This is a genomic window from Paenibacillus sp. FSL P4-0081, from assembly GCF_000758565.1.
Classification (GTDB): domain Bacteria; phylum Bacillota; class Bacilli; order Paenibacillales; family Paenibacillaceae; genus Paenibacillus_AQ; species Paenibacillus_AQ phytohabitans.
The window spans coordinates 696,064-713,233 of record NZ_CP009280.1 but is presented as its reverse complement, the minus strand read 5'-3'; the positions used below and the strand labels follow the sequence as shown (position 1 = coordinate 713,233).

General features: G+C 53.3%; 19 protein-coding genes. 2 read left to right on the top strand and 17 right to left on the bottom strand.

Annotated elements, in window-relative coordinates; genetic code table 11:
- Positions 1-4 precede the first annotated feature (4 nt).
- From P40081_RS03205 to P40081_RS03175, 7 genes are all read right to left on the bottom strand, one after another.
- Positions 5-820, bottom strand: a complete 816-nt coding sequence (locus tag P40081_RS03205; protein ID WP_042133294.1) for a phosphotransferase family protein — start codon at positions 818-820, stop codon at positions 5-7.
- Between the two features lie 17 nt (positions 821-837).
- The gene (locus tag P40081_RS03200; protein ID WP_039306615.1) at positions 838-1,134 is read right to left on the bottom strand and encodes an antibiotic biosynthesis monooxygenase family protein; all 297 of its coding nucleotides are present in this window, start codon (positions 1,132-1,134) and stop codon (positions 838-840) included.
- Between the two features lie 15 nt (positions 1,135-1,149).
- Positions 1,150-1,770 (bottom strand): BTB/POZ domain-containing protein, encoded by a 621-nt coding sequence (locus P40081_RS03195; protein WP_042133293.1) that lies wholly within the window; start codon positions 1,768-1,770, stop codon positions 1,150-1,152.
- A gap of 123 nt (positions 1,771-1,893) precedes the next feature.
- Positions 1,894-2,988, bottom strand: coding sequence for a GerAB/ArcD/ProY family transporter (locus P40081_RS03190; RefSeq protein ID WP_042133292.1), 1,095 nt, complete (start codon positions 2,986-2,988; stop codon positions 1,894-1,896).
- 27 nt (positions 2,989-3,015) lie between these two features.
- Positions 3,016-3,219 carry a hypothetical protein gene (locus P40081_RS03185; protein ID WP_042133291.1) on the bottom strand — a complete coding sequence of 68 codons (204 nt, stop codon included), beginning with the start codon at positions 3,217-3,219 and terminating at the stop codon, positions 3,016-3,018.
- Between the two features lie 2 nt (positions 3,220-3,221).
- The gene (locus P40081_RS03180; protein WP_052421650.1) at positions 3,222-4,376 is read right to left on the bottom strand and encodes a Ger(x)C family spore germination protein; all 1,155 of its coding nucleotides are present in this window, start codon (positions 4,374-4,376) and stop codon (positions 3,222-3,224) included.
- Positions 4,373-5,920, bottom strand: a complete 1,548-nt coding sequence (locus P40081_RS03175) for a spore germination protein (RefSeq protein ID WP_042133290.1) — start codon at positions 5,918-5,920, stop codon at positions 4,373-4,375. Before P40081_RS03175 ends, P40081_RS03180 begins: the two co-directional genes overlap by 4 nt.
- Before the next feature lie 281 nt (positions 5,921-6,201).
- Between P40081_RS03175 and P40081_RS03170 the strand changes: the two genes are divergently transcribed.
- Positions 6,202-6,594, top strand: a complete 393-nt coding sequence (locus P40081_RS03170; RefSeq protein WP_042133289.1) for an MGMT family protein — start codon at positions 6,202-6,204, stop codon at positions 6,592-6,594.
- Here P40081_RS03170 and P40081_RS03165 read toward each other — a convergent pair.
- The 9 genes from P40081_RS03165 to P40081_RS03125 form a co-directional block, all read right to left on the bottom strand.
- A complete protein-coding gene (locus tag P40081_RS03165) occupies positions 6,570-7,271 on the bottom strand; it encodes a DUF1361 domain-containing protein (RefSeq protein WP_042133288.1) in 702 nt (233 codons plus the stop codon). The two genes, P40081_RS03170 and P40081_RS03165, sit on opposite strands and share 25 nt — an antisense overlap.
- A gap of 214 nt (positions 7,272-7,485) precedes the next feature.
- A complete protein-coding gene (locus tag P40081_RS03160) occupies positions 7,486-9,264 on the bottom strand; it encodes a SulP family inorganic anion transporter (RefSeq protein WP_042133287.1) in 1,779 nt (592 codons plus the stop codon).
- A 108-nt stretch (positions 9,265-9,372) separates the two neighbouring features.
- A complete protein-coding gene (locus tag P40081_RS03155) occupies positions 9,373-9,699 on the bottom strand; it encodes an ArsR/SmtB family transcription factor (protein WP_039306638.1) in 327 nt (108 codons plus the stop codon).
- 112 nt (positions 9,700-9,811) lie between these two features.
- Positions 9,812-10,189: a hypothetical protein gene (locus P40081_RS03150; RefSeq protein ID WP_042133286.1), complete on the bottom strand. Its 378-nt coding sequence runs from the start codon at positions 10,187-10,189 to the stop codon at positions 9,812-9,814.
- A gap of 65 nt (positions 10,190-10,254) precedes the next feature.
- Positions 10,255-11,883, bottom strand: coding sequence for a phospholipase D-like domain-containing protein (locus P40081_RS03145; RefSeq protein ID WP_052421649.1), 1,629 nt, complete (start codon positions 11,881-11,883; stop codon positions 10,255-10,257).
- 242 nt (positions 11,884-12,125) lie between these two features.
- Positions 12,126-13,313, bottom strand: a complete 1,188-nt coding sequence (locus P40081_RS03140; RefSeq protein ID WP_042140708.1) for a pyridoxal phosphate-dependent aminotransferase — start codon at positions 13,311-13,313, stop codon at positions 12,126-12,128.
- Positions 13,314-13,340: 27 nt separating this feature from the next.
- On the bottom strand, positions 13,341-13,637 hold the full coding sequence (locus P40081_RS03135) for a putative quinol monooxygenase (RefSeq protein WP_042133285.1): 297 nt from the start codon (positions 13,635-13,637) through the stop codon (positions 13,341-13,343).
- 58 nt (positions 13,638-13,695) lie between these two features.
- The gene (locus P40081_RS03130; RefSeq protein WP_042133284.1) at positions 13,696-14,331 is read right to left on the bottom strand and encodes a nitroreductase family protein; all 636 of its coding nucleotides are present in this window, start codon (positions 14,329-14,331) and stop codon (positions 13,696-13,698) included.
- Positions 14,332-14,370: 39 nt separating this feature from the next.
- Positions 14,371-14,799 carry a MarR family winged helix-turn-helix transcriptional regulator gene (locus P40081_RS03125; protein WP_042133283.1) on the bottom strand — a complete coding sequence of 143 codons (429 nt, stop codon included), beginning with the start codon at positions 14,797-14,799 and terminating at the stop codon, positions 14,371-14,373.
- A gap of 109 nt (positions 14,800-14,908) precedes the next feature.
- Here P40081_RS03125 and P40081_RS03120 point away from each other — a divergent pair, with 109 nt between their 5' ends.
- The gene (locus P40081_RS03120; RefSeq protein WP_042133281.1) at positions 14,909-15,688 is read left to right on the top strand and encodes a carbon-nitrogen family hydrolase; all 780 of its coding nucleotides are present in this window, start codon (positions 14,909-14,911) and stop codon (positions 15,686-15,688) included.
- A 432-nt stretch (positions 15,689-16,120) separates the two neighbouring features.
- Here the strand turns inward: P40081_RS03120 and P40081_RS03115 are convergent, their stop codons facing one another.
- Positions 16,121-17,017 (bottom strand): lipoate--protein ligase family protein, encoded by an 897-nt coding sequence (locus P40081_RS03115; protein WP_052421648.1) that lies wholly within the window; start codon positions 17,015-17,017, stop codon positions 16,121-16,123.
- Positions 17,018-17,170: the final 153 nt, after the last annotated feature.

Here is a 17,170-nt window from a genome sequence, read left to right as displayed (position 1 = left end):
ATGGTTATCGGGCGGAAGGCAATGATCTCAAGCGCTTGCGGATTTCGCGGACCAGCTGTTCCTTCTCTGATACCGGAAGCCACTCCACCAGCCGTGCAGCCGCTACCGGCAGTATCCAGGCTTCAATGTCCGCCCGGGACACCCCTGATAGTCTCATATATTCACGGGTGTATTGGCTCGTCATCCGCTTTCTGGCGAAGCCTAAGAATACTTTGGTGAACAAAGAAGCATGTTTGGGCATGGCTCCTATACTGAACATGACTATGGACCGTGCAGCATCTGCTGCAGGATCTCCTGAAACGGCAGTCATCCAGTCGATAACCCACAGCTGCCCGTCCATCAGCACATTGTCCGGATGGAAATCACCATGACATAGCTTATTCCCGCCTGGAAGCAGCTCCAGCTGAGATAGAATAGGTGCCTTCTCTTCCATATTAAGCATGGGGGCAGCAATAACATTCTGCTTCAGCCGTTTTTTCTGTTCTCCGGCTTCACCCGGGCCTGCAAGCTGATGGAGGCTGTATTGCAGAGCAGCCATCTGCTTGGCGTAGCTGGCAATTAGCCACGGCTTCGCACCCATCAGCTTCAGCAGCGGGGAGCCATGAATCTGCTGAAACACAATGCCCTTTCTGCCCTCTTCCGCGGCAAGCTCAACCGGCCGCGGGGTACGCACTCCCTGTTCATAGGCATAGGTACTGATGTGGTATTCCCAGTCCACATGATGCTCCGGCACCTCATTCAGATAGAGCTTAAGAATCGTTCCTTCGCCATACTCCATAACTTCCGCAGTCCGGCCTTTACCGATTACTTTCCCCAACATACTGCGCTTCCTTTCCTCTAATCCAGAATGATACGGGTATAATGCTCAACTACAGGGAATGGGCTGTAATAATGATGCAGCAGCGCTTTCCACTTCTGATACTGGGCGGATTCTCTGAACCCCACCGTATGATCCTCCAGGCTGCGCCATCTGACAATCAGCAGATATTTATGGTCGTCCTCCATACAGTGCTGCAGCTCATGCCCCAAATAACCGTCAATCGAGGCAATCAGCGGGGATGCCTCCCTGAAGCTCTGCTCAAACTGCCGGGTCAATCCCGGCTTTACCTGCAGCATTGCCGCTTCTGTAATCATGCTCTCATCTCCCTCTTAAAGTGAATCGCGGAAAAACTCATGATAGAAATTAATAATGACCAGCAGCACGGCCAGTGACTCGTTGACACTGCCTACCTCCAAAGAATGGTTGGCATCATCAATCCTGTACACCCGCACCTGCTTCAGGCCGCTGAGCTCGGCAGAATGCTGCTCCGTGAACAGCGGATCACTCCCGCCGTAAATAATGCTTCCCCGGCTCTGCTTAATGTACGGGATACTTTCAGCAACAGGGGTGAGGAACAGATGGGAAACCTTCTCTCCTATTCCTGTCTCTGAAGCTACCTTGCCGGCGATCACTGTCCCCATGCTTTTGCTGATGAACAGCAGCTGCTCATACTCCGGAAGCGAAGCAAGCGCCACCTTGCATTCCTCTGCGACAATATCAATTTCTTCACGTTTGAAGGGCGCCCGTGCACTTTGGTATCCATATTCCAGCAGCAGCAGATCACAGCCGTATTCCCGGGCCAGCTTGCCCGCATACTCCAGCAACGGACGCTCGGCGGAATAATTCTGCCCCGGAAACACCACGGTCAGCGACTTGGAGCCTTGTGCCACATACTTATGTCTGACTTCCCTGCCCCAATGTGAGGACATTACGATGCTGGATACACTCATCTATTCTCACGCCTTTCGTTATCCTCTTCTACAACACATTCTCTGCCTCTCATTATAGCCAACTTCCGCGCAGGTTGAAAATAAATAGCCCCGCAACGCGGGGCTGTGGAGGGATGGCATAGCTCATATGGATTTGCTGCTCTTTCTGCGGGAGAGGATCTCTGCTGTAATCCACAGCATAACGGGAATAACCACCTGGAACGGGAGGGCATACACTTTGTAGATGTGATAGGCAAAATACTGCATTTCCATAATATCCTTATAGATGAAACCGGATAGATACACCATGATGAGCCCCATCTGGAGCACCACGGACCGGTAGCTCTTCAGCTTGAATACTTTACTTACCCCATTACAGGTTACATACAGGCACAGGCTGGCCTTTATGAACAACGCTGTTACAAATATAATAGCCGACGAACCCTCGATCCGCGTCAGGAAATCCCCAATGTTAATTCTGCTGACCGCCACATACGAAGGGAAATACAGACTGGATAGAATATCAGGGCCCAGTACCAGTAAATTGCGCAATGTAACAACAATAATGATCATCCCGGCGATCAGTGTACCGCTGAGCAGCACCCTTCTGGCCGAGCCTTTGGCCGGGAGTACATTGAAGGCACCCAGAAAGATTACAATCTCGGCAAAGGGAAAGGTGAAGGAGCCGGCAGTATCCCTGAGGACAAGTCCCCATCCGCTATCCAGCAGCGGCTTGAGGTGATGATATTCATACTTAGGAACAGAGAGCAGCTCTATAAACACAATCACCATGAGCGAAAACAGCAGCAGGAACTTGGAGCTTCTCCCCAGCACCTCCATCCCGGCACCCACCACCCAGACACAGAGCAATCCGATCACAAGCATCGGGGCAATCATCGGTGTAGCAGTAAGGGCAACGGTTTTGCTGAATTCCCCGAAATTGCGCAGCACCAGCGATCCCAAATGCAGCGCGTACCATATGTACAGGCAGGAGAGCATACGCCCGAGGACTGCCCCGAACACAGCGATCAGCATGTCGTACAGATCCTTACCCGGAAAAAGCACATGGAGTCTCGAATAGACCAGCATGAGCGGAACGGCTAACAGGATAGCCAAAAGCAGGGCAATCCAGCTGATGTTGCCGGACTCCCCCGAGGCTCCCATGAACAGTGAGCTGCCGCTGATAAATAATACAGCTATGCTGATCGACTGCCCCGCTGGTATAATCTCTTTGCTCATGCTTACCTCCTCCTTCAGGAGTATGCTCTAGTACAGCCTCTTAATCAGATTTTCAATCAGCGGGGACGGACTGGGAATCTTCCAGTGCATCGACAAGGCAAAGGCCAGGGAGAAGGAGATCAGGTACAGCACAGAGCATACATAGAAGTCCCGCTTCATTCCCCGCTTCAGCAGTCCGTAGGGATCAAGGATGGCTACAAACACATAGATAACCACAATGTAAATAACCATGACTAATCCCCCAGCCTAATCGCACGCGTTGTTTTGGCACTGCTCTGGATCTCGACTTTGGAGCTGACCGTCACATCCAGATCAGCGAATACTTCGGGCCAGTGATCCTTGACCTTAGCCCAAAGCTTGGGCCGGTTCTCATGAATATTCTCGCCAAAGGCAAAAATATCGGCATCGTACTCCTGCTGGACCTTATGGATTAAGGCAAGAATATCTGCCTCCATACGCTCACCAGCCCTTTTCTCGATATCCTGAATGGTTTCCCCTTCCATGAAGCCTTCCGCTGTCATGACTTCATCCAGTCCGGTTGTAGTCAGAATCTGGATTTGCATCTGCAGCCTGCCGTCAACCATTCTGGGCTTCAGCTTGGTCTGACTGGAGTTGATCTCCAGGGAATACGATGGGGTTCCGTGTCTATCCTCCACATCCAGCACCCCGCCTTTAATTGCATTTTTAACAAACAGCATACACTTTGCCTCATTCCCGTCCAGCTTGCCGACCATCTTGTCTTCCACAAATATGGCAGTGCCTTCCACGCGTTCGTTCTTCTGTCCATTCTTCTGATGAATCGTAATTATCGGCGCAACCGCACTATTACCAGACGTTTCGAGCTTGTCGATGAAATCCCATATTTCCACAGTCGGCGCACTGCTGATATGCATCTCATCCCGCATCATTTGGGCTAGTTCAAACGACATGATCATTTCCGTCGTACTGTTCAGATTAAGAACCTCACGGGCCGTCTTCTCTCCCGAGACGAAGATATATACATCCGATCTTGTCTCCGTATCTCTGCTGTACCAGTCAATTGCTTTAATGAGGCCCTCACGGGCCACCTCCTCGCTTAAAATAATGGCCTTGGCATGACTCCAGAACAGCTTTTTGCCGGTTATGGAAATGATATTGCGGACAATTTCAAACATGGTATCCCCGCTTAGACTAATCATCTTAAACCCTGCCTGTGTCTTGTCCAGTCCCCCGTTGATATCTATCAACTCTACAGTAAGCAGCAGCTTGCCGTCCGCCTTGTTCTTGTCGATCGCTACGCCGGCTACAATGGACATATCATCCACCTCGGTATAATTCCAGCACCCGGATATGCTGAACAGCAGTACTATTGAGGACAGGCCCAACAGGACTCTGCGCAAGATGCTCATAACCGCTTCACCCGCTTGTTCGAGGGCTTCCGCTTCATATTCCGCGCTCCGATCATCGCAGGGCGCAGATACATATCCCACCAGGGTGCACGTATGGCAGTATCCTTAATATCCTGCGGCCGGATCGAGCCCACTCCTAGCATATAAGGGACCCCGAAGGAGCGCAGGCTCATCAGATGAATCACCAGACCCAGCAGACCGAAGAAATATCCGTATATCCCCAGGAAAAAACTGAGGAACAGCAGGCCCAGCCTGACTATAATCAATGGGCCTGTCAGCCTTGGATTCAGCAGTGTCGTTATTCCTGTTAGCCCCACCACAATCACCATGGGCGCACTGACAATCCGCGCATCTACCGCAGCCTGGCCCAGCACCAGCGCCCCTACAATACTTACAGCCTGGCCAATTGAGGTCGGAATCCGCGCCCCCGCTTCGCGCAGCACCTCGAAGATTGTCAGCATGAGCAGCGCCTCAACGACGGTAGGAAAGGGGACAGACAGCCTTGCGGTAGCGATACTCAGCAGCAGTAATGTAGGCACCATTTCCTGCGCGTAGGTTACAAGTGCGACATACCCGGCTGGAATACTAATGGACATGAAAGCTCCCAGCACTCTGAGCAGACGGTTAAAGGATGCAAAATAATAGTTGATATAGTAATCCTCACTGGCCTGGAAGTTCTCTACGAAAACATACGGCAGCGTCAAGGCAAACGGGGTACCTTCAATGAGCACAGCGATTCTGCCCTCCATGATTTTGCTCACCAGAGCATCCGGCCGTTCGGTATTGCCGATCGTCTCGAATGGGGAATAGGGTTCATCGCGGATAAGCTCAGCCAAGTAACCCGTATCCAGGATGGAATCAATCTCCACCCGCTCCAGCCGGCTGTAGAGCTCTTTAAGAATATCGGGTGAAGCCAAGCCCTCCATGTAGCAGATGCAGGTCTGCGTTTTCGTACGTGTCCCGATGTCAGTGAACACAAATTTCAGATCGGAATTCTGTACCCTGCGCCGGATAAGGGTTAGATTGACGAGCAGGGATTCGGTGAATCCCTCTCTGGGGCCCCGGACGGCTTTTTCCGTGGTAGGCTCTTCTATAGCCCGGGTCTCCCAGCCTTGGGCATTGATATTTAGGGCTCCTGCGTAGCCGTCGAGCAGGAATACTGTTTTGCCGCTGACTACAGCACCAACCAGCTCCTCCAGTTTCGTGGAAACCATAATGTCACTGATATTGATAACTTCCATACGGATTTTTTCCATCAGCTCTGCGGGATTGCCGCTCTCTTGCTCTGTGAATCCATAGGCCATGAACGGCTTGGTAATCCCATTCTGTATGAGATCACGGTCAATCATTCCATCCACGTAGATCAAGCCGCAGCGGATGGGCATGCTATGCTTATTCTCAATCACACGAATTCTCAGGGTCCCATCATTACTGAAAATCTTCCGGAACAGAGCCAGCGTATCATCCAGCGAAGGACTTAGCGGCTGGGAAGATGATATTTTGCCGTCAGCTTCACTGTCTATTGCAGCATCCTCGCTCTTCACAGCAGTCACTCCTGTCACATTTCTATTGCTCTGATTATCCCCCGTCTCTCTAACTCCTATTCGCCATAATTATGCTGTAGAGGAAGAACTCAGGATTAGGCAGAGAACAGCAAATAGCCCCTTCTGTGCAGATAGGGGCTTGGCCGGGCGGGACCGGGGAGAGCTATTATCACGCTGTCGCGGTTACTCCTTCCCGGCAGATGCTCTATGCGGCGCTTTATGTTATGGTTGTCTTAAGTACATACAGCGGATAGTTCTGTTATAGACAAAGGAGCCTGTACATGACGCCATTCACCCAAAGAGTGATCACCATTATTCAGTCCATCCCGGAAGGAGCCGTCATGACCTATGGCGGTATTGCCCGCGCGGCCGGAAGCCCCCGGGGAGCCAGGCAGGTGGTGCGTATTCTGCACTCTATGAGCAGGAAGTACAAGCTGCCATGGCACAGGGTCATCAATTCCAAAGGAATGATCTCGCTCACCGAAGACGAATCCGGCTCACTGCAGCAGCTGTACCTGCTGGGTGAAGGGATTATTTTTGATGAGCGGGGTGTGATTGATCTTGAACGTTACCAGTATCACCCAGGACCCGGGCTGGAGCTGGAATTAGAGCTGGAGCCGGAGCAGGATTTCAACCCTGACCCTGAAGATCATCTTCTGCCGCCCTTCGAATAAGCTTTGCCGCTCCCGCTGGCAAGTCCGTTCAGCAGACAATAGAGCGTGGCATAAATCACCAGCAGCACAAAGGCTACGAATAAGCTGAAAAATACGGACTGCCGGTTCAGGCTGTCCTTAACCAGCTGGTACAGCTGGTGGCGGTCTGTCAGCACATCCCAGCTGTTCAGGCGGTAGACTCTGCCCAGCAGAACGCCATAACCGCCCATTACGCAGGCAAAGAGCACGAAGATCCAGGACAGCACCCCATTGGTTTTGCGGTAGATCACATGCTGGAACTGGTACAGGGAGAAGAATCCGGTCAGCCAGCCGCTCCAGGTGAACAAGAGCAGGGTGGTCAGATCGTACCAGTACCGGTTCTGGATTGTCCCGCCTACGATGTATTTGCTTTTGCGGATGGTTAAATGCACGAGGTCAGTCATAATATAAGGCGCATTCGGGAAAAAGAGCAGCCAGGCTATGCCAAGCGGCAGAATCAGCAGCCCCCCAATCTTCCGCTTATCCAGCTCATGCGCTGCCATGGAGAAGAAGAACGGCACCCAGGCCAGAAACAGATTCCAGAGCAGAAAAGCATAGAACGTATCGGTCTGCAGCGAAACTACGCGATATACGGCAAGTGTTGCCGCCGTCATTCCAGCCAGAAGTATAAATACCTTCGAATAATTCAGTTCCTTCATGAGGGAATACTCTCCTTACTTGTTATATAATTCAGCTATGTACACTCTGCAATTGCCTTTTCACTCTTCCTAATTGTACAAATATGGAACCGCATAGTCCAACATTGTATGCGGCAGCTATAAAAACAGCCCGGACGTGTGAATGTCCGGGCTGGAGCTGTTGCTATTGTTCCTATTAATGTAAATCTGGATTAACAGGACCGGATTCCGGTCTCTATACCCCGCCGCTCAGCTTCCTGGCGACAGCCGGAGTACGCCCTTTGAAGGCTGCGCTGCGCGGGTATGCCTCATCAAGCCCTGAGAATGCGCTGCATTCTCTGAAGGCAGCATGCTTGCAGCCCAGGCAACGGCTGTAATCAATGCTTCCCAGCGCTTCATTGATCGCTTCCCCTGTATGATCATAGAACTGCGCAGCCCCGATTCTGTCATACAGACCTGTCTTCTTCAAGAGATCCAGCGGCTGGCTCTGGATACCGGAGATCATCAGTCTTCCGCCATCCGCGTGCAGCTGCTTCACCAGGCCAGCCAGATTGGCTTCACCGGTGGTGTCCATTAGCGGCACCTTCCCCATGCGGAGCAGAATGACCTTCGGCTGATCCGGCCCCAGTCCCGGCATGGTACTGTCGAAGCGGTAGGCTGCCCCGAAGAACAGCGGTCCTTCGACATTATAGATTCCGATCTGCGGACAATCGTGGCTGTCCGTCACCATATGTGCCTCAACCTTCACGGAGGAAGGGTCGGGCAGTACTTTGGAGACCATGTGTACTTCTCCCATCCGCTTCACGAAGAGTATCACCGCGAGCACCAGCCCCACCTCTACCGCCAGCGTCAGATCCGCAAACACAGTCAGCAGGAAAGTAATGAACAGCACCAGTGAATCGCCCGTCTTCAGCTTAAGCAGGTGAAGGAATTCCTTGCGTTCACTCATGTTCCAGGCCACGACCATCAGGATCGGGGCCATCGCGGCCAGCGGAATGCTGGAGGCATAGGGTGCGAATAACAGCAGGATCAGAAACACAACAACGCCGTGAATGATACCCGAGAGCGGCGAAGCCGCACCGCTGCGGATATTGGTTGCCGTTCTGGCGATCGCCCCGGTCGCTGGTATTCCGCCGAACAACGGCGCAGCAATGTTGGCGATCCCCTGGCCGACCAGCTCGCGGTTGCTGTCATGGCGGCTGCCTGACATGCCATCGGCGACTACTGCGGACAGCAGCGACTCAATGGCGCCCAGCATCGCAATGATGAAGGCCGGGCGGATAAGCAGCCTGATCTTCTCCCAGGTAATGACCGGGAAATGAAAGCTCGGCAATGTATTCGGGATATCCCCGTAAGCTGAACCGATGGTAGTCACCTTGCCGCTGAAGAATAAGGCAGCAATGACCGTAGCGCAGAGCAGCCCGATCAGAGAACCGGGCACCTTCGGTGCGAAGCGCAGCCCCAGCACTACGACAGCCAGACAAATCGCCGCAGTCAGAATACTGTACAGATTGATTGTCGAGATATGGGCGCCGATCTCTTTCATATTGTCCAGAAAGCTCTCATGCCGCTCCATATCCCTTAGTCCGAGAAAGTTAGCGATCTGCCCGCTGAAGATAATAACGGCAATTCCTGCCGTGAACCCGATTGTCACCGGCTTCGGAATGAACTTGATCAGCACCCCGAGCCGCAGAACGCCCATCACCACGAGAATGACCCCGGCCATCATTCCGGCAATCAGCAGATTCTCGTACCCGTACTGCATGGCAATCGCGAATAAAATAGGAATAAACGCACCCGTAGGCCCGCCAATCTGAAACTTTGTACCGCCGAATAAGGAAATGAGAATACCGGCTACTATGGTCGTGTAAATTCCGTACTCCGGTTTCACACCGGAGGCAATAGCAAATGCCATCCCCAAGGGGATGGCAATCACGCCGACGATCGTCCCTGAAATGATATCCTTGCGCAGAGAAGCAATATTGTAGCCTTTAAAACGGCCCCACCCTGTCATCATTTAACCTTCTTTTCTTTAAATATCTGATTATTTGAATATAAGACTCACATTACTCCTGCCTGCCGTTCTTGTCAACGGGGTAATCCGCCCCCCGGGAAGCCGGGGTCATTCGCTGCGGATGCCTTCAAGCAGGGAGATGGTGTTCACAAGGTGATTGTCGAATATTTGTTTGGCTACAGCCAGAAGGTCTTTGATCAGAGGATCACGGAGGGCATAAATTACGGTGGTTCCTTCTTTGACACTGGCCACTACGTTCTTGGCACGGAGTACGGCCAGCTGCTGGGATACGGCAGAGCCTTCCGAGCCGAGGATCGCCTGCAGCTCATTCACATTCTTCTCGCCTTCGCTGAGCAGCTCCAGAATGCGGATCCGCATCGGATGAGCCAGCGCCTTGAAGAATTCCGTCTTAAATTGTTGAATATCGCTGTTCATGGGACTTCTGCTCCTCTTGCTATACTTTCTAATGTATATTATCTTAGCTCATTTAGCCGAAGGTGGCTACGCCGGAGCAGGAAATAGTTAGTCCGGCATACGCCCCGCAAGCTCAAGGATTGACAGGGTACAACATGATCTCCCCGGTCCTGATCTCCACGAATCCGCCCAGCGCCATCGGTTCACCCAGGCATTCGAACATGATTACATCGCGGCCAAGCCGCAGATAACCGGTCCCGTCTTCCTCTATATTCTCCAGTATACCCGTCAATATGACAACATTCCCGTCCATACGTATCTCACAACGGCCTCCGTGCGCCGGCACAATATCCACCCAGCGCATGAACAGCGGGGGCAGCTCAAATTCAGCCTCGCAGGTCTCCCCGGCAGCCACAGCGGCACCGCACCAGGTTCCTCTGCCCTCGCCGAATTCGGACGCGAAGAGTACCTCATTCTTCTTCAGGCTTGTCCCAAGTATGTTTATGTTCATCCTCATTAGCTCCATCTTCATATGTTATACCGCTCATTATACATGACATGGGGCCAGCAGACATATCAGGTGTAATTCTGTGTCGCCTTGTTCAGATACGTGCTGGGATGCAGCCAGGGATGTTTGAAGAATTCGTGCTTGTCGCTGATTTTACGGGATACCCCAAGATCATAATCAATCATCCGTTTCACCTTGTCTGCGAACGGCTCACTCTTAACCAGCATTCCCATTTCGAAATCATGGCAGGCGCTTCGTTCGTTGATATTATACGAGCCGTGGAATACAGCCCGCGCTCTGTGGTCATAAGTGATTTTCCAGTGGGAGAAGCGTTCTGTAAAGCTGTAGTCATAGAAGGACACCCCATTGCAAAAAGGAATGTACATATTGCTGCGCACCGCCGCCTTGTTCGTAGGATGATCATTGACCTCAAGCGGATTGCATATCGAGATATGGCGGGAACACTCCGGTCCAACTTCACCGAGCCGGTCCCAGAAAGCCTGGTCGATCAGATAAGGATTCACAATAATAGTCTCTTCGGCGGCATACGTAAGCAAATCCAGATAATACTGCTGAATCAGATTCACCGGATTTCCGGGAAAACTTAGAAAGAGCGTGCATTCTTCCCCGCCGAATTCATAGTTTGCCGCTGGGTGGTAGAACGGGTCTTCCACCTCAAAGTGATCTCCTCCAAGCAGAAGCCATCTGGCGTGAAAAGCCTCATTCAGCGGCCGGGCAGCCTCCCCTTGAATCCGGAAGCAGCCGTCATGCCACTCCTCTTCCCTGGAGGGAATCCCAAGCGGGCGTCCGTCAATCTGTTCAGTTGCCGACTCCCGGATAGGCGTTGCAAAAGTATACTGGTCACCGATATTGAGACTTCCTATAATGGACGTTGTTCCGTCAATGACCATAAATTTACGGTGATCGATCACATTCAGCCCGGTAATTTTGACATCCTCCTGCACCTTGTCCTGCAGAAAGAGGATACTCTCAGGGACGCCCTGAGACTTCAGTTCCTCACGCTTCACTGCCCATTCCGCAGCAGCGTAGCAGGAATGAAATGTATCCTTCAGCCGGGCTCCAGCCTGCTCAAGGACTGCTGCAATCTCGGAGAATCTTCCTACTTCAAGATTGCTTCCGTATCCCAAGGCGGTGACGGTGTAATTCACCAGCATCCGGACCTCTACTCCCCGCTGAAGCGCATGAAGCAGCTCCGAGGCGATTAGCTTTCCCGAATGGTCATTGAAGAACAGCATCACGGACAGATGGATATAACGCTGTGCATTGCGGATCTCTTCCAGCAGCATCTCCAGGCATTGCGGCCCGTTCACATATGGATCCACCTTGTTATGCCTTGTAGTCTGCGGCGCCAGCGCTCTAAGCTTGCCGGAATCCAGGCCGGACACGGCTGATGCGAGCTGCTCAAGCAGCTCCGGGCTGAATCCGGGAAGCTCCTCCAGCTGCCGGACATCGGTGATCACCCCCCCATGCTGTGCCTGCCGGTAAGCACGGACAGTAGCGCTGTCCAGAATAGGCTCAATAATAGAATCGGCGGCGTCCGTGTTCTTAGCGATAGTTCTTAAATAGCCGCCGGATATCCGGTAATTCACGTAATCCGCGAGATCCTGCCGAAGCCGTTCATCCCACTGCGCTGCAGGTAATTGCGGCAGTTGCTTGTTGCTATGTATGTTTCCCATTCGATCCCCTCATCCCTTTCATTCCCCACTCTCTTCAGGTCCCGCCTGCGCGTTACAGCTCGTGTAAGGGTAAGCTTAGATACCCGGCACGCCTGTTTTATAAACGTTCCGCTTCTTAGCATTATTTTCTTCCGCCTCCCGCTGCGGGATGCCAAAGGGGAAACCCCGGCAGCCGTTAAGACTGCCGGGGTTTCCCCGTAGTGAGTGTGTATATTAGCTAGTTTAATAGGAGAGCTACATAATTATAGCCCGGAGGGCTGAAAAAGCTTCAGCGCGGCAATCCGCTCTACCGCTTCCGCAAGCCGGGCCTCCTCACTGACCAGCCCCACCCGCACATATCCTTCGCCATAGGCTCCGAAGCCGATGCCTGGCGCTACCACCACATGAGCTTCATCAAGCAGCAGGTCAGCGAAGCTCTGCGAGGTATAGCCTGCAGGAACCGGGAGCCAGGCGAAGAAGGAGCCGCGGGGGGCTTCCACTTCCCAGCCGATGCTGCGCAGACCCTGAATCAGGACATTACGCCGCGCTTCATAGCGGGCCACATTCGCCTGTACCGGGGCCTGCGGGCCAAGCAATGCCGTTCTGGCTGCCTCCTGCACCGCGCCGAACAGGCTGACATACATATGATCCTGCAGCAGGTTAAGGCTCTCGATCACGCTGGCATTCCCTACGGCGAACGCGACGCGCCAGCCGGCCATATTGTAGGTTTTGGACAACGTATAGATTTCGATGCCATTCTCCTTCGCACCCGGGGTCTGGAGATAGCTCCGCGGCTTCTGCCCTTCATAACCAATGGCGGCGTAGGCAAAATCATGCACCACGCAAATGTTGTGATCCGATGCGAACTGCACCGTTTCCCTGAAGAAATCCGCGGTCGCCACAGCTCCCGTAGGATTATTCGGATAGTTCAGGAACATCAGCTTCGCCTTCGCGGCGGCTTCCGGGCTGATGCTGCCATAATCGGGCAAAAACCCGCGTTCTGCCGTCAGCGGCATCATCTCCATAACAGCCCGTGCCAGCTCAATCCCCGACCAATAGTCCGGATAACCGGGATCAGGCACCAGCGCCGTATCCCCCGGATTGAGCAGACACTGCACCACCTCAACCAGACCGGTCTTGCCGCCGAACAGAATGGCGACTTCACGTTCCGGTTCAAGCTCTACTCCATATTCCCGCAGGTAGAACTCGGCCACGGCTTCCTTGAGGTAAACATGGCCGCGAAACGGCGGATATTTATGATTCAGAGGGTTCACTGCGGCCAGCTGGAGGGACTCCACGATATGGGCCGGTGTAGGCATGTCCGGATTGCCTTGCCCCAGATTGATTACGTCATGCCCTTCGGCAGCAACGGCTCCGGCTCTGGCGACAAGCGCGGCGAAGAATTGCCTGGGCAGAGATTTCAGCATTTGTGAAGGTTCAAAACGATTCACGGGCATGCTCCCCTCTTCAAACCAGAATTATTTGCTCAATTCTTCAGCGTTATACAGCTTAACATCCAGCGGTGCAGTCAGGAATTCTCCTGCTTTGGCGGCGAAGCCGGTGAAATGCGGGCTTGTATTATGGGCAGCTACAGCCGCCTGGTCACGCCAGATTTCGACCATGATATAGGTATTTCCGTCCGCTGTATGCTTATACAATTCATATGAGATGTTGCCATCTTCTTCGTGGGTTGCAGCAACCAGAGTCTTCGCGACTTCAAGGAACTCCTGCTCACGTGCGGGATTTACCTGAAGCAATGCGTGAATAATAATCATTTAGTATTCCTCCTAAGTTTCTTGAATATTAACTCAATGATCCAGTATTATCCAATATTCATTTCCACTGGGCAACAGTGTCAACCGGCAGACGGACGGATGCATAGCCTTCTTCAACCGCTTTGCCGATCGATATCAGCATGACCGGAATATAACGCTCTTTGTCCATATCAAACAATTCCGCAATCTGATCCTTCTCGAATCCGCCGATCGCGTTCGTGTCATAGCCATGGGCACGGGCTGCCAGCATCAATTGCATCGAGACCAGACCGGCATCAATCAATACCGTTTCTCTGTTTACGTCCGCAGGCAGCTTCGCGAAGTGGGCACCCAGAGAGGCCAGCTGTCTTTCTTTTACCTCGGCAGGCATCAGTCCGCGTTCTACAGCAGTTCCGTAGATTTCTTCAGCATAGTCGAAGTTGTTCAGATCACCAAATACGGCAATCATTGCTGCGGAGGTTTCTACCTGAAGCTGATTAAATTTGGCAATGGTGGCCAGCTTGGCTTTGGCTTCCGCGCTTTCGATGATAAGGAAACGCCAAGGCTGCATATTAACGGAGGAAGGGGCCAGAGTCGCTTCAGTAAGGATCTCAGTCATTTCCTCTTTGCTGATTTTGACGGAGGTATCGTATTTGCGGATTGAGCGGCGTCCTGTAATAATGCTTGTGAAATCGTTGTTTCTGGTTGTGTTCATGAATAATAAGCTCCTTTATGGTTTGATTATAGGTGACGGCTACAGTAAATTAATATTATATTGCAGCCGGGTAAGCATCTCTGCGAGTACGGTGCGTTCCTGTTCATTGAACCCGGTAAGCAGTTCGCTGATGAAGCGGGTCTTCTCTTCCCGGTAGGAATTAATATGTTCCCGGCCGTGATCGGTCAGGGAGACGAGGGTGACCCTGTTATCGGCAGGATTATTCCGGCGGGCAATCATTCCGCTGTCTTCAAGTCCTCTCAAGTGGCGGGTGACTGCTGCGGCATCGATATCGAGTGTCTTTTGCAGCGAAATCTGGCTGATCTCGGAGACTCGAAACAATTCCTGGAGAAGGCGGAACCGGGTGGGTGTAATGCCCGCACAGCGCTCGAACTTCGGGCTGATTCCCTTATGCAGCGCCTGCAGCAGCTCAAAGATTGTATCTTCATCGGGCAGATGTTCTGTCAAAATTAACCCCCTTACGCAAATATATTGTGCAAAATCTTTTTGACAAACCTTACTTTACACCGGAATCGTTGACCCGTCAACTAATAAAATTAAAGAGGAGTTTGCCCGTATGAAAATAGCCCTGATTCAGCTCGATATAGCATTTGGCAATCCGGAGGTGAATTATGCTGCGGCAGAACGCAAAATTCGCGAAGCCGCCGCCGGTAACCCGGACTGCATAATCCTTCCCGAATTATGGACGACCGGCTACGATCTGACCCGGCTGGACGAGATCGCAGATCACGGGGGCCGCACTGCGGGGACCCTGATATCCGGTCTGGCCCGGAAATACGGGATTAATATCGTCGCCGGCTCTGTCGCCGTGAGGCAGGATACCGGGATTACCAATAGCATGTTCGTCTTCGACCGTACCGGAGCACCCGCCGGGCAGTACAGCAAGCTGCATCTGTTCAAGCTGATGGATGAGCATCTCTACCTCCAGCCCGGGTCAGCCAAAGGACTGTTCAAGCTGGACGGCACCTTATGCGCCGGATTAATCTGCTATGATATCCGCTTCCCCGAATGGGTCCGTGTTCATATGGCGGAGGGCGCTGAAGTGCTGTTCATCAGCGCAGAATGGCCGCTGCCCCGCTTATCCCACTGGCGGGCGCTGCTAATCAGCCGGGCGATTGAGAACCAGTGCTACGTGGTGGCCTGCAACCGCTCCGGTTCTGATCTGGCCAACATCTTCGGCGGCCATTCCATGATTATTGACCCTTGGGGAGAGATTGTGAGCGAGGCTTCCGGCAGCGAAGAGATTCTCAGCGGCGAGATCGACCTCGCCAGGGTGCGGGAAGTACGCGGGCAGATCCCGGTCTTCTCCGACCGGCGGCCAGAGCTGTATCTGTAGGGCAGATAAGACGCCCTCTCCAGGGATTCAGGGGCACTTCTGCCCCTCATTTCCGCCAAATGCCCTCCCACCAACCAACTTAAAGGGATTTTTCCCTCTATCTACCTCCAAATCCCCTCCCACTAACCAATTTAAAGGGATTTTTCCCTCTATCTACCTCCAAATGCCCTCCCACCAACCAATTTAATGGGATTTTTCCCTCTATCTACCTCCAAATGCCCTCCCACCAACCAATTTAAAGGGATTTTTCCCTCTATCTCTCCAAACAGCAAAAAGCACAGGCGAATTTAGCTCGCCTGCACTCGTCTGCATTTACCTGCACCCTTCTCGTGTGCACCTGCCTGCACCCTTCTCGTATGCACCTGCCTGCACTCTTCAATGACCGCCCGCTCTCCACGCTTCCCAGGACTCCCGTTACATTGCGCGCTTGCTTCAGCGCGCATACCTCTCCCGCAGCACACGCGCCGCCTCCAGTACTCGCGGATCGCCGTACTGCAGGCTGTAGCCGGTCTCCTGCTGCAGGCGTTCCGCCGGCTTCAGCAGTGTGCCCCGGCGGGCAACCGCCTGCCGGATGCCTGCGGTGAAGACTGCGGCCGAATCCGGGCCGCCAAGCTCCCCGAGCGCGGCGATCGTCTCCGGACGCACGCGGGGATAGTCCAGCGATTCGTCCCCGTCCGCTGCCTCTGCATAGAAGCTGCGGATGAGTTCTCCGCGCGCAAGCCCGGAGCCGGACACGACAACAAACGCGTGGACGAAGTACGCGTTGCTCTGTCTCCGCTGGGCGATGCCGCAGAACTTGCGGCCGCCGATGGACAGATCGAAGTCACCGGGGCAATACGACCCGGTGACTTCCTCGGCACGGATCAGCGCCGCCGCCTGCGGATGGCTCACAGCTACGGCTTCGGCAATCAGCGAAGCCAGCAGCCGGAAATCATCGTGAAAGTCCAGCTTGCCCGGACTTTTGGGCAGCAGCAGGGACACATTGATGATCCCGGCATCCAGCGGCACTGCTGCGCCGCCTGAATGCCGGACCGCCGTGCGGATTCCCTGCTCCTCAAGCGCTTGCATCGCCGCCCCCGCACGGGGCAGCTTGCTGTCCCGCAGCCCCAGCGCCACACCGCCCTGGTGGCTCCAAAGATGCAGTACCGGCGGAACCTGTCCGGCTCCGACATCCCGGCACAGCATTTCCTCGAAGGCAAACGGAACCAGCATATCCTGCCCGGATTCCGTTTCCTCCGCTTCCCCGCTCAAATGCGTGAAGAGCAGCATATCTTCAGGCAGCCTGCCCGCCACTCCATTTTCCAGCACATTATAAGGTTCACTTCTCATTCAGATTGCCTGCGAGTCCCACTGACTACCTTCTTTCCCGGATACGGCAGGCCGGGCACCATGCTGATCCCGCAAGTCACGCTGCGTATTCCGATGTATTGTAATTACACTTTCTTAATTAGTCCTATTGTAACCGATCTCCGCCCTGGCCGC

Excerpts from the sequence above, each read along its gene's own strand:
- P40081_RS03205 (WP_042133294.1), bottom strand. The coding sequence starts at position 820 with ATGTTGGGGAAAGTAATCGGTAAAGGCCGGACTGCGGAAGTTATGGAG.
- P40081_RS03195 (WP_042133293.1), bottom strand. The coding sequence starts at position 1,770 with ATGAGTGTATCCAGCATCGTAATGTCCTCACATTGGGGCAGGGAAGTC.
- P40081_RS03180 (WP_052421650.1), bottom strand. The coding sequence starts at position 4,376 with ATGAGCATCTTGCGCAGAGTCCTGTTGGGCCTGTCCTCAATAGTACTG.
- P40081_RS03120 (WP_042133281.1), top strand. The coding sequence starts at position 14,909 with ATGAAAATAGCCCTGATTCAGCTCGATATAGCATTTGGCAATCCGGAG.
- P40081_RS03200 (WP_039306615.1), bottom strand. The coding sequence starts at position 1,134 with ATGATTACAGAAGCGGCAATGCTGCAGGTAAAGCCGGGATTGACCCGG.
- P40081_RS03135 (WP_042133285.1), bottom strand. The coding sequence starts at position 13,637 with ATGATTATTATTCACGCATTGCTTCAGGTAAATCCCGCACGTGAGCAG.
- P40081_RS03165 (WP_042133288.1), bottom strand. The coding sequence starts at position 7,271 with ATGAAGGAACTGAATTATTCGAAGGTATTTATACTTCTGGCTGGAATG.
- P40081_RS03170 (WP_042133289.1), top strand. The coding sequence starts at position 6,202 with ATGACGCCATTCACCCAAAGAGTGATCACCATTATTCAGTCCATCCCG.
- P40081_RS03155 (WP_039306638.1), bottom strand. The coding sequence starts at position 9,699 with ATGAACAGCGATATTCAACAATTTAAGACGGAATTCTTCAAGGCGCTG.
- P40081_RS03130 (WP_042133284.1), bottom strand. The coding sequence starts at position 14,331 with ATGAACACAACCAGAAACAACGATTTCACAAGCATTATTACAGGACGC.
- P40081_RS03185 (WP_042133291.1), bottom strand. The coding sequence starts at position 3,219 with ATGGTTATTTACATTGTGGTTATCTATGTGTTTGTAGCCATCCTTGAT.
- P40081_RS03160 (WP_042133287.1), bottom strand. The coding sequence starts at position 9,264 with ATGACAGGGTGGGGCCGTTTTAAAGGCTACAATATTGCTTCTCTGCGC.
- P40081_RS03145 (WP_052421649.1), bottom strand. The coding sequence starts at position 11,883 with ATGGGAAACATACATAGCAACAAGCAACTGCCGCAATTACCTGCAGCG.
- P40081_RS03190 (WP_042133292.1), bottom strand. The coding sequence starts at position 2,988 with ATGAGCAAAGAGATTATACCAGCGGGGCAGTCGATCAGCATAGCTGTA.
- P40081_RS03150 (WP_042133286.1), bottom strand. The coding sequence starts at position 10,189 with ATGAACATAAACATACTTGGGACAAGCCTGAAGAAGAATGAGGTACTC.
- P40081_RS03115 (WP_052421648.1), bottom strand. The coding sequence starts at position 17,017 with ATGAGAAGTGAACCTTATAATGTGCTGGAAAATGGAGTGGCGGGCAGG.